Source organism: Mesorhizobium sp. M7A.F.Ca.US.007.01.2.1, assembly GCF_003998165.1.
GTDB lineage: Bacteria > Pseudomonadota > Alphaproteobacteria > Rhizobiales > Rhizobiaceae > Mesorhizobium > Mesorhizobium ciceri.
The window spans coordinates 43,511-54,453 of the sequence record NZ_RZQP01000017.1 but is presented as its reverse complement, the minus strand read 5'-3'; the positions used below and the strand labels follow the sequence as shown (position 1 = coordinate 54,453).

At 63.5% G+C, this 10,943-nt stretch carries 10 protein-coding genes; 8 read left to right on the top strand and 2 right to left on the bottom strand.

The window, feature by feature from the left end; translation table 11 throughout:
• Window positions 1–998, top strand: a 998-nt coding sequence (locus EN949_RS05605) for an ABC transporter ATP-binding protein (RefSeq protein ID WP_348630605.1), incomplete at its 5' end; no start/stop codon positions are given.
• A gap of 48 nt (window positions 999–1,046) precedes the next feature.
• Complete coding sequence (locus EN949_RS05600) at window positions 1,047–3,074, top strand: CocE/NonD family hydrolase (protein ID WP_127366978.1); 2,028 nt, start codon at window positions 1,047–1,049, stop codon at window positions 3,072–3,074.
• A 17-nt stretch (window positions 3,075–3,091) separates the two neighbouring features.
• On the opposite strand, the gene EN949_RS05595 is transcribed toward EN949_RS05600, so the two are convergent.
• The gene (locus EN949_RS05595) at window positions 3,092–3,994 is read right to left on the bottom strand and encodes a LysR family transcriptional regulator (RefSeq protein ID WP_127366979.1); all 903 of its coding nucleotides are present in this window, start codon (window positions 3,992–3,994) and stop codon (window positions 3,092–3,094) included.
• Window positions 3,995–4,096: 102 nt separating this feature from the next.
• Between EN949_RS05595 and EN949_RS05590 the strand changes: the two genes are divergently transcribed.
• From EN949_RS05590 to EN949_RS05580, 3 genes are all read left to right on the top strand, one after another.
• Window positions 4,097–5,086, top strand: a complete 990-nt coding sequence (locus tag EN949_RS05590; protein ID WP_127366980.1) for a zinc-dependent alcohol dehydrogenase family protein — start codon at window positions 4,097–4,099, stop codon at window positions 5,084–5,086.
• 268 nt (window positions 5,087–5,354) lie between these two features.
• Complete coding sequence (locus EN949_RS05585) at window positions 5,355–5,657, top strand: zf-TFIIB domain-containing protein (RefSeq protein ID WP_024502504.1); 303 nt, start codon at window positions 5,355–5,357, stop codon at window positions 5,655–5,657.
• A gap of 73 nt (window positions 5,658–5,730) precedes the next feature.
• Window positions 5,731–6,717, top strand: coding sequence for a Tim44 domain-containing protein (locus EN949_RS05580; RefSeq protein WP_127371286.1), 987 nt, complete (start codon window positions 5,731–5,733; stop codon window positions 6,715–6,717).
• A gap of 41 nt (window positions 6,718–6,758) precedes the next feature.
• Here EN949_RS05580 and EN949_RS05575 read toward each other — a convergent pair whose 3' ends face one another.
• On the bottom strand, window positions 6,759–7,856 hold the full coding sequence (locus EN949_RS05575) for a lactonase family protein (protein WP_127366696.1): 1,098 nt from the start codon (window positions 7,854–7,856) through the stop codon (window positions 6,759–6,761).
• 199 nt (window positions 7,857–8,055) lie between these two features.
• Here EN949_RS05575 and EN949_RS05570 point away from each other — a divergent pair, with 199 nt between their 5' ends.
• From EN949_RS05570 to EN949_RS05560, 3 genes are read left to right on the top strand one after another with little or no spacing between them, the layout of a single operon-like run.
• Window positions 8,056–8,607, top strand: coding sequence for a MaoC family dehydratase (locus EN949_RS05570; protein ID WP_013533014.1), 552 nt, complete (start codon window positions 8,056–8,058; stop codon window positions 8,605–8,607).
• A 1-nt stretch (window position 8,608) separates the two neighbouring features.
• Window positions 8,609–9,769 carry a CaiB/BaiF CoA-transferase family protein gene (locus tag EN949_RS05565; RefSeq protein ID WP_024502501.1) on the top strand — a complete coding sequence of 387 codons (1,161 nt, stop codon included), beginning with the start codon at window positions 8,609–8,611 and terminating at the stop codon, window positions 9,767–9,769.
• A complete protein-coding gene (locus tag EN949_RS05560; RefSeq protein ID WP_127366697.1) occupies window positions 9,766–10,935 on the top strand; it encodes an extracellular solute-binding protein in 1,170 nt (389 codons plus the stop codon). Before EN949_RS05565 ends, EN949_RS05560 begins: the two co-directional genes overlap by 4 nt.
• The last annotated feature ends 8 nt before the right edge of the window (window positions 10,936–10,943 follow it).

Genomic DNA, 10,943 nt, shown 5'->3' with positions numbered 1-10,943 from the left:
GTTCCACTGGGGGCCATGAGCGCATGAACGAAGACCTGCTCCGTGTCAGCGACCTGCGCGTCTCGTTCCGGGTTGGCGGCCTGTCCGCCAGGCTCGCGGGGCGGGCCACCGAAATCGAAGCGGTCTCCGGCGTCAGCTTCACGCTTCAACGAGGCAGCACCTTCGCGCTGGTCGGCGAATCCGGCTCGGGCAAGACGACGCTGGCGCGCACCCTCAACGGTCTTCAGCCGGTGAAAGCAGGCACGATCGTGTTCGAAGGACAGGAACTGCAAGGCCTGTCCAACGCCGCGATGAAACCGGTGCGGCGGCGCATGCCGATGATGTTCCAGGATCCGGTCGGATCGCTGTCGCCGCGGCTCAGCGTGCGCTCGCTGCTGTCGGAGCCTTTCGTCATCCACGGTTTGTCGGATCGCGATCTCAACGCTGAAGTCACACGGCTTCTTGCGCTGGTCGGGCTGCCGCGCGATTTCGCCGACCGCTACCCGCACCAGCTATCTGGCGGCCAGGCGCGCCGCGTCGGCGTAGCGCGGGCGATTGCGCTGGACCCGGTGCTGGTCGTCGCCGACGAGCCGACCGCCGGCCTCGACGTCTCCGTGCAGGGAGAGGTGCTGAACCTGCTCAACGACCTGCGCGACCGCATGGGCCTGTCGATGCTGATCATCACCCACAATCTGCATGTCGTGCGCCAGATCGCCGACCGCATGGCGGTGATGTATCTCGGGCGCTTCGTCGAGCAGGGCGAAACCGAAGCGATCTTCCGCGCCCCGCATCATCCCTATACGGCGGCCCTTCTCTCCGCCAATCCCGAGCCTGATCCCGACAGGGTGCATCAGCGCATCACGCTGCCGGCTGACGTTCCGTCCTTGCTGGCGCGCCCCTCAGGCTGCGAGTTTCACACACGCTGCCCGCAGGCCGAGGGCCGTTGCGCGCTGGATGTCCCCGTCCCGGCCTCGGTCGGCGACAGCCGTCTGACCTGCCATTTCCCGCTGAACACATAAGGATCGCCACCGGCGCAAGTGTCGGCCGGGGCGTTGAGAGGAGCCGCCATGCAAGATATCCGCGTCGTCACCGATTTCCCGCGCAAAATCCGCGAGATCGAGAATTTGTGGATTCCGATGCCGGATGGCGTCAAGCTGGCGGCGCGTGTCTGGCTGCCGGAAGACGCGGAGAGCGATCCCGTGCCGGCGATCCTCGAATATTTGCCCTATCGCAAGCGTGACGGAACGGTGGAGCGCGATGCGCTGACGCATCCCTATTTCGCCGGTCACGGCTATGCCGGCGTGCGGGTCGACATGCGCGGCTCGGGCGACAGCGAAGGGCTGTGCAAGGGTGAGTATCTGAAGCAGGAGCAGGATGACTGCCTGGTGGTCATCGAATGGCTGGCGAGGCAATCCTGGTGCTCGGGAAGCGTCGGCATGATCGGCATCAGCTGGGGCGGCTTCAACGGGCTGCAGGTCGCGGCCCGCCGGCCGCCGGCGCTGAAAGCCGTCGTTTCGCTGTGCTCGACCGACGACCGCTATAACGACGACGTGCATTATCTCGGCGGCGCGATGATGTGCGACAATCTGATGTGGGGAACCACCGCCTGGGCCATCGCCATGACCCCGCCCGACCCGCTCATTGTCGGCGACCGCTGGCGCGATCTTTGGAAACAACGGCTGAATGGCAATGGCATCTGGATGCAGGACTGGTTTGAACACCAGCGCCGCGACGATTTCTACAAGCACGGTTCGATCTGCGAGGATTATTCCGATGTCGAAATCCCGGTCTACGCCGTCGGCGGCTGGGCCGACGGTTACCCCAATCCGATCTTCCGGATGCTGGAAAAGCTAAGCGGTCCCCGCAAAGGGCTGATTGGACCCTGGGGCCATAAATATCCGCACTTCGCCATGCCAGGACCGCGCATCGGCTTCCTGCAGGAGTGCCTGCGCTGGTGGGATCAATATCTCAAGGGCATAAACACCGGCATTGCCGACGAGCCGATGCTGCGCGCCTGGATTCAGGATCCCGCACGGCCGGCGGCGATCTATGACGAGCGGCCCGGCCGCTGGGTCGCCGAGCCGGCATGGCCAGGACCGGGCATTGGCGAAAAGGTGCTGAACCTTGCGCCTCATGTGCTGAGCGAGGCCAGGGGCGAAGACACGATCCTGGAGATTTCATCGCCGCAGACGGCCGGCCTGTCTTCCGGCGCCTGGTGCGGTTATGGCGTCATGCCGACCTTGCCGATCGACCAGCGCACGGAAGAAGGCAATGCCCTGATCTTCGAGACGGCGCCGTTGACCGAAGCGGTCGAGATCCTTGGTTTCCCGGAATTCGAGGTCAAGCTCTCCTCCGACAAGCCGGTTGCGCTTCTGTCCGCCACGCTGTCGCAAGTGTTCCCGGAAGGTGCTGCCTCGCGCGTCAGCTACGGCATCCTCAATCTGAGCCATCGCAACGATGATCTGGACATCGCACCCATGGTGCCGGGCCGGGCGGAGACCGTCCGCATCAAGCTGCGCTGCTGCGGGCAGCGTTTCGAGGTTGGCGAGCGTATCCGGCTGGCACTGGCGACATCGCATTGGCCGATCGTCTTTCCGACCGCCGAGCAGGCGACGCTGTCGATCCATTGCGGCGATAGCCGGCTGATCCTGCCGGTGCGCGCGCCGCAGAAGCTGGACGACACGCTGGGGACCTTCCTGGCTCCGGAAAGCGCCGCGCCGATGGAGCAGGAGGTTCTGGCCAAGGGCGACGGCTTTCAGCGCTCGGTTTCGACAGACCAGGTCACTGGCGAGACCGTCTACCAAGTCGTCAATGATGGCGGCACGGTGCGGCATCCGCATACGGGAATCGTCCTTTCAGCGAAGCATGTCGACCGGTTCTCCATTCACCCCGACGACCCGACCTCGGCGGTCGGCACCTGCACCTGGGAAAAATCCTATGGCCGCGGCGACTGGCAGGCGCGCCTTTCAGTGACGGCGACGGTGCGCGCGCTGCGCGACGTCTGGCGGATCGAGACCCACATCACTGCCCATGACGGAGACGAGCGGATCGTCGACCGCAGCGAGGTCAAGGAGTATCGGCGCGATCTCAACTGAGCGGCGGCGATTGTCAATCAGGCCATCGATTTCGGCAAGGCGACGGCCAGCGCATCGACGGCCAGCCGCACCTTCAGCGGCAGATGCGGTGTCTGCAGCCAAAGCGCGTGGCAGTCGTAGAGATATCGCGGCTGGTCCGGCAACAGCGCCATCAGCGCGCCGGCCTGAATGCGGTCGCGTACCAGCCACCAGGGCAGCCAGGCCAGCCCCATGCCGTCGGCGGCCGCGTCAGCGATGGCATCGAGATCGTCGAGCCGCAGCCGTCCGGTTGGCGTGATCTCGAGCGTGGGTTGCCCCTCGCGCACAAACAACCACGGCTGAACGACCTGGCCGAGCCGGCGGTAGACAATCGCCTGATGGTCGGCGAGATCCTCGATCCGCTGCGGCTCGCCATGAATTCTGAGATAAGAGGGTGCCGCGCAGACGACCATGCCCTGACGCGCGACGCGACGCGCAATCACCCCCACCTTGTCGTCAAGAGTGCCGGTGCGGATTGCGAGATCGTAGCCGTCCTCGGCAAGATCCGCGAAGCGGTCGGTGAGCGACAGGTCGAGTTCCAGCATCGGATATTGACGGGCCAGCTTCAGCAATACGGGGGTCACGCAATGGCGCCCGAAATGCGCCGGCATGGTGACCCGCAGTTTTCCACGTGGCTCCGAAAACTGTTCGGCGGCGAGCGCATCGGCGGCTTCGGCCTCGGCCAGCACCACCCGACAGCGTTCATAGTAAGCGCGGCCGAAGTCGGTCAGGCTCTGCCGTCGCGTGGTCCGGTTGAGCAGCCGCACGCCCAGCCGCTCCTCGATAAACCGGACATGCTTGCCGACCATCGGTCCGGAGAGGTCGAGCGCGACCGCCGCGGCCGCGAACGAGCCGAGATCGACCGCCTTGACGAACACGGCCATGCTCTCAAGCCGATCCATATTCGGAACTCCTGGTTTCTACTGTTCTTCTCTTACAGCCATTTATCCCCGACAAGACCGGCTGCATAGCTCATTCGGTTCTGATGATTTGGAGTATCCCGAATGACACGCGTAGTTCGCTTTCACCAGCATGGTGGTCCCGAGGTTCTGCGCATCGAGGATGTCGCGCTTTCCCCACCGGGTTCGGGCGAAGTTCAAATCCGGGTCAAGGCACTCGGCCTCAATCGCGCCGAAGCGCTGCTGCGCGCGGGTTCCTATATCGAGACGCCGACGCTCCCCTCGGGGCTTGGCCTTGAGGCAGCGGGCGTCATCGAGGCTATTGGCGACGGTGTGAGGGATTTCGCGCCGGGCGACAGCGTCAGTGTTATCCCGCCGCAATCGATGATCCGCTGGCCGGCCTATGGCGAGTTTGCCACCTACCCCGCCGGACTTGTCGTCAAGCATCCGCCGTCGCTCGACTGGCAGACGGCAGCGGCCGTCTGGATGCAGTATCTCACCGCCTATGGCGCGCTGATCGATATCGCCGGGCTGCACAGCGGAGACCACGTGGTGATCACCGCAGCCTCGAGCAGCGTCGGGCTTGCGGCAATCCAGATCGCCAACAGGGTCGGTGCAACAGCGATTGCGGTGACGCGGACATCGGCGAAGAGGCAGGCCCTGCTCGACGCCGGCGCGGCTGAAGTCGTCACCTTGGCCGAGGAGGATTTGGCGGCACGGCTGAATGAGATCGCAGGGCCTGAAGGCGTGCGCGTCGTGTTCGATGCGGTCGGCGGCCCGATCTTCGAGCCACTCACAGCGGCCATGTCGCGTGGCGGCATCCTCATCGAATATGGCGGTCTCAGCCGCGAACCGACGCCATTCCCTCTGCCAGCGGTGCTGAGCAAGACGCTGACACTGCGCGGCTACCTCGTCCACGAGATCACCGGCAACCCTGTGAAACTCGAGGCCGCCAAGGCGTTTATCGTCGAAGGTCTGGAGCACGGAACGCTGAGGCCGATCATCGACAGGACCTTCGCGTTCGACCAAATCGTCGAGGCGCACCGCTACCTGGAGTCGAACGAGCAGTTCGGCAAGATCGTAGTGACGATCTGAGATCGTAGTGACGATCTGAGATCGTAGTGACGATCTGAGATCTGGTGACGATTTGAATCGTGGTGACTGCCTGAGCAACGCTGGCGAACAAATCATTCTTGCAGGGCAATATCGACCTTGAAGCCGCGGCTTTGCATCCCTAACTGTCCGGTGCGGGCCGGGCCCCTCTGACTGTCGCTTTTGGCGATTGTGATGTCGGACCGCTTTAACGGGCCCGTTTCCATTCTTTCGGTCAAGCGGGCTCATTCTTTTCGGTTTGGAGCCCCGTATGACATCTACTTCCCTCCTCGGTATGGTTTGCCCCTCCTGCCGCGTCGCGCTCGTGATGAGCGAACGCCAGGGTATCGAAATCGACTACTGTCCGCAGTGCCGCGGCGTCTGGCTTGATAGAGGAGAACTCGACAAGATCATCGAGCGTTCCGGCAGGGAAGCGGCGCCCGCGCCGCAGCCACAGCCGGCAGCATTCTCCCAGCCACAACATGGCCAGAGCCGCGATGACGATTATTCCCGCTCGCACGGTCACCGCTATCCGAAGCGGAAGAAATCATTCTTCGAAGAGTTGTTCGACTGACCGCATGATGCCCGACATCCAGGCCGGCACTTGCTGAAACTTCCGAAACCACATCGACAAAGGTTCATCTCCGATGATTTCCCGCACCAGCCGATTTGCAGCCCTCTTTGCAGGACTGTTCCTTGCATTCTCCATGGTTGCGATGGACCATGCCGAGGCCCGTCGTGGCGGCAGTTTCGGCAGTCGTGGCATGCGTACGTTCCAATCGGCACCGCCGACCAGGACGGCCCCAGCACCGACCGCTCCGGTCGAGCGGTCGATGACGCCCAACACCGGTGTGAACAACGCGGCCCGGCAGCCGCAGGCCGGCCTGCAGAGGCCCGGCTTCATGAGCGGTTTCGGTGGAACGATGATGCGCGGCCTGTTGCTCGGTGGCCTGTTCGGCCTGCTTCTGGGTCAGGGCTTCGGCGGCCTGGCCGGCATGTTCGGTTTCCTGCTTCAGGCCTTGCTGATCGGTGGCGCGATCATGCTGGCCATCAGGTTCTTCCGCTCGCAATCCGCGCGCGGCCCCGCGCCGACGCTCGCCGGTGCCGACAATGTCCAGGCTTCGCGATTTGAGAACCGCTCAACGGCAGGGCAGCAGACTGCAGGCTCCTTCACAATTCCCGGTTTCGGCGGCGGTTCAGGTGGAGGCTCTCCGGCCGCCGCCTCCGAGGAGATCACGCTGGCCCAGACGGATCTCGACGCATTCCAGCAGCTGCTGACCGATGTCCAGGAAGCATTCGGGCGCGAAGACCATGTCGCTCTGCGCCGGGCGGTTACACCCGAAATGGTATCCTATCTGTCGGAAGAGTTGGCCGACAATGCCCAGAAAGGTCTCAGGAACGAAGTAACTGATATCACCTTGCTGCAGGCCGACATCGCGGAAAGCTGGCGCGAGGATGAGCGCGACTACGCCACGGCCGCCTTGCGCTACGAATCTCGTGACGTGACGCGCGAACGGGCCAGCGGCAAAATCGTCGCGGGCGACGATGGTCATCCGACAGAGACGACCGAGCTGTGGACTTTCGTGCGTGAGAATGGATCGAACTGGAAGCTCTCGGCAATACAACAGGCTTGAGCCTCGGGCGATTTTTTCCGAGGTTTCGCAGTTGTGGGCGTTCAGCGCACGATCTTGACGCACATCGGCGTGCCGATCTCGATGGCGCGCCCGGTGTCGGTCAGTATGCCGCTGTCGGCGTCGCGGGCGAAGATCGAAATGCGGTCGCCATTCTGGTTGGCGGAAAACAGATGGCCGCCTGACGGCGTCAGCGCCAGGTTACGCGGGGTCGCGCCGCCGCAAGGGATATAGCTGACGAGGCTGAGCGACCCTGTCTGCTGGTCGACCGCCATGATGACGACGCTGTCATGGCCGCGGTTGGAGCCGTAGACAAAACGGCCATCCGGTGAGATCTGGATATCGGCGCAGTGGTTGCTGTCGCGTGCCTCGGCCGGCACTGCCGGCTTTGCGTCGATGATCGAGAGCTTGCCGGTGGCTTCGTCCAGCGCCATCGACACGATGGTCGAATCCAGTTCGTTCATGACGAAGACGAAGCGTCCGTTCGGATGCAGTGCGAGGTGGCGTGGACCGGCGCCGGATGGCAAAGCGGATTCGGTTAGCTTGGCCAGATTGCCCTCGCGCTCGATCCGGTAAGACACCAGCCGGTCGGTGCCGAGGTCGGCGACGATGGCTGTTCCCCCGCCGATGGTTTCGGTGACGCTGTGCGCATGCGAGCGTTCCTGCCGCGCCACATTCGGGCCGCTGCCCTCATGCGAAACGCTGGCGAGCGGCGCCGACAAGGCGCCGTTCTCTTCGAAGCCATAGACAGCCACCGCACGATCCGGGCCGCCCTCGCCCATGCCGTAATTGGCGACCAGCAGTTTTGTCCCGTCGCGGGTGATGGTGTTGTGGGCGGCTATGCTGCCGAGCGACGGTTGCTTGTTCAGATAAATGAGCGTCCCCGAAGCTCGATCGAAGCTGTAAGCTGAGACGGTGCCCTCGCGCCAGGTGAACACTTCCGAGTTGGCGTAGATCCGCGAGCCGTCCGGTGTCACCGAGAGGAAGGTCGGATTGTCGACGTCGTTGGTCTCGGCCAGTTTTCGTGTTTCCAGCGTCGTCTCGTCAAAGCTGTAGACGCTGAGGCCGACGCCCCGAGCGCCCTGAAAATACGGCGCCTCGCGGTTCAGGCTGCCGACAAAGACCAGACAATTCTCGCGCATGATTTCCTCCCCTACCCGCCTGCGCTTTGGCGCGCGGGAGCAGCCAAAATTTCGCCTGTTCACGCTTGCAACGCAACCTCATATGTGAAAATACTATTTACAAAAGAAGATTGGCGGGAGGAGACGTCTTGTATTTCGACGCCTTGATGCGTTTTCCGATAGCTGTGACGTGCCCCATGCAGGTCTGGCGGTGCCGACCATGAACGATTTCGCACCTACCGTCGGCGTCGCCTCGACGCATCCTAAGAACATGCCCGGAGATCACGCCGCGCTGCCGGTGTGGAATGCCGAGAACTGGTTCTACGAGGACTGGCCCGTCGGCCAGAAGATCCGCTCGTTGCGGCGCACAATGGCCGAAGGCGACAGCCATTTGTTCAACACGCTGGTGCTCGACATCCACCCCTATGTGCAGGACCAGATGTTTGCCGAGAACGAAGGCATTTTCGGCAAGCGGCTGATCGCCGGCGCCTTCGTCTTTTCGGCTGGCCTGGGGCTGGTCGCCACCAACTGCGTCAATGCCTTCTCCTATGGCTACGACAAGCTCCGCTTCATAAAACCCGTCTTCATTGGCGACACGATCTATTCGATCCGCTCCAACCTCGACAAGAAGCCCCGCTACAAGGAAATGGGGCTGATCCGCGCCAGCTATGAGGTGTTCAAGGGCGAAGGCGAGCTCGTTTTGTATTGCGAGCATCTGCAGACGGTGAAGTACCGCAACCCGGCCGACTTCGTCGGCAAGACGGAGAAATAGCATGCCGGCAGCAGCCGAATTGCCGCTCGCCGGTCTCGTCGTCGTCGACATGAGCCAGTTCCTGTCCGGGCCCTATTGCTCGCTCAGGCTGCTCGATCTCGGCGCCCGCGTCATCAAGATCGAGCGTCCGGATGGCGGCGACCTGTCGCGCCGGCTCTATCTCAGCGACACCGAGATCGGCGGCGATTCCACCATCTTCCACGCCATCAACCGGGCCAAGGAAAGTCTTGCCATCGACCTCAAGAACGAGGCCGATCTCGAGGCGTTGCGCGGCCTTCTGGCCAAGGCTGATGTGCTGATCCAGAATTTCCGGCCGGGCGTCATCGAGCGGCTCGGCTTGGACTATGAGGCGGTCCGCAAGATCAACCCGCGGCTGGTCTATGCCTCGATCAGCGGCTATGGCGAAGACGGACCATGGGTCAAGAGACCCGGCCAAGACCTGCTGGCGCAGGCGCGCTCCGGCGTGATGTGGCTGAACGGCGATGAGGACCAAGGGCCGGTGCCGTTCGGTCTTGCCATCGGCGACATGCTGGCCGGTGCCGCCTGCGCGCAGGGCATTCTGGCCGCACTCGTGCGGCGCGGCATCACCGGCCAGGGCAGCCATATCGAAACCAGTCTCCTGGAAGCGCTGGTCGATTTCCAGTTCGAGGTGCTGACGACGCATCTCAATGACGGCCGCCGGCTGCCCAGGCGCTCCAGCTTCCGCAGCGCGCATGCCTATCTGTCGGCGCCTTACGGTGTTTACCCGGCCAAGGACGGATACCTCGCCATCGCCATGACGCCGATCCCCAAGCTGGCCGATCTCCTGTCGCTCAGCGAACTCGCACCCTATCGCGACAAGCCTGCGTCGTGGTTCACCGCGCGCGACGACATCAAGGCGATCATTGCACAGCGGATCGCCACCAAGACGATCGACGAGTGGCTTGATATCCTCGAGCCGGCCGACATCTGGTGCGCCAAAGTGCTGACCTGGCCGGAGATGCTGGCGAGCGAAGGGTTCCATTCCCTCGGCATGCTGCAGACTGTGACGCGCGAGGACGATGTCTCGATCCTCACCACCAGTTCGCCGCTCCGGGTCGATGGCATAAGAGCCAAGGCCGATCGGGCGGCGCCCCGCATCGGCGAGCACAGTGCCGCCATCCGCGCGGAGTTCGGCCTGTGAGTTCGCCCAAGCTCAAAGGCATGACCTGGAGCCATCCGCGTGGCTATGATCCGATGGTCGCCTGCTCGGCGCTGTGGCAGCAGAAGACCGGTATTGCCATCGAATGGGACAAGCGCTCGCTGCAGGACTTCGAATCCTTCCCGGTCGAAGAACTGGCGCGCGCCTATGACCTCATCGTCATCGACCATCCGCATGTCGGCCAGATCACGGCCGAAGGCTGCCTGGAGCCGCTGGATGTCGCCGGACGCGAGGTGGAACGCATGGCTCTTGCCTCGGGCAGCATCGGCCAGTCCTATCCGAGCTACAACTGGCAAGGACGGCAATGGGCTTTCCCGATCGATGCGGCAACGCAGGTCCAGGCATGGCGTCCGGATGCGATCGCGGCGCCACCGGCGCACTGGAGCGAGGTGCTCGATCTCGCCCGGCAAGGCCGCGTGCTGCTGCCGCTGCGGCCGCCTCACGTGTTGATGGTGTTCTACACGCTTGCCGGCAATCTCGGGCATGCCTGTACGACCGATCCGTCCCACGATCTGATCGATGTGGAGATCGGTAGCCAAGTCTTCGAAGCAATGCGCGAGATCGCAGCGCTGGTCGATCCCGCGTGTTTCGAGATGGACCCGATTGCCGTCTCCGAACGTATGGCGGAGGCCGGTTCCAGGTTCGTCTGCGCGCCACTGATCTATGGTTACGTTTCCTATGCGACGGCTGGCTTTCGGGCGAACCGGCTGGCCTTTGCCGACGTTCCGGTCATCGGTTCCGGCGGCCCGGTCGGTTCGGCGCTTGGCGGCACCGGCATAGCCGTATCAGCCTTTTCCAAAGCCAGGGATGCCGCGATCGACTTCGCCTATTGGGTCGCGAGCGGCGATGTCCAGCGTGGCGCCTATGCCGCCGCCGGCGGCCAGCCCGGCCATGCAGCGGCCTGGGAGGACCAGGCTGTCAATGAAGCGACCGGCGACTTCTATCGGGATACGCGCGCGACGCTGGAGGGTGCATGGGTGCGGCCGCGCCACGACGGCTACATGACTTTCCAGCAAGCAGCATCCGAATGCATCCTTTCCGGCATGACCTCCCGGCATCAAGCCCGACAGGTCGTTGCCGATCTCAATCGCCTGTTTCGGGAGAGTTCCCCGGTGCAGGTGTCCGGCGCTGCCGGTGGAGGAGCCTGAACCAAACC

What these genes read in the sequence shown, in the direction of transcription:
- EN949_RS05575 (WP_127366696.1), bottom strand. Translation starts at nt 7,856, where the DNA reads ATGCGCGAGAATTGTCTGGTCTTTGTCGGCAGCCTGAACCGCGAGGCG.
- EN949_RS05585 (WP_024502504.1), top strand. Translation starts at nt 5,355, where the DNA reads ATGACATCTACTTCCCTCCTCGGTATGGTTTGCCCCTCCTGCCGCGTC.
- EN949_RS05570 (WP_013533014.1), top strand. Translation starts at nt 8,056, where the DNA reads ATGAACGATTTCGCACCTACCGTCGGCGTCGCCTCGACGCATCCTAAG.
- EN949_RS05565 (WP_024502501.1), top strand. Translation starts at nt 8,609, where the DNA reads ATGCCGGCAGCAGCCGAATTGCCGCTCGCCGGTCTCGTCGTCGTCGAC.
- EN949_RS05600 (WP_127366978.1), top strand. Translation starts at nt 1,047, where the DNA reads ATGCAAGATATCCGCGTCGTCACCGATTTCCCGCGCAAAATCCGCGAG.
- EN949_RS05590 (WP_127366980.1), top strand. Translation starts at nt 4,097, where the DNA reads ATGACACGCGTAGTTCGCTTTCACCAGCATGGTGGTCCCGAGGTTCTG.
- EN949_RS05595 (WP_127366979.1), bottom strand. Translation starts at nt 3,994, where the DNA reads ATGGATCGGCTTGAGAGCATGGCCGTGTTCGTCAAGGCGGTCGATCTC.
- EN949_RS05580 (WP_127371286.1), top strand. Translation starts at nt 5,731, where the DNA reads ATGATTTCCCGCACCAGCCGATTTGCAGCCCTCTTTGCAGGACTGTTC.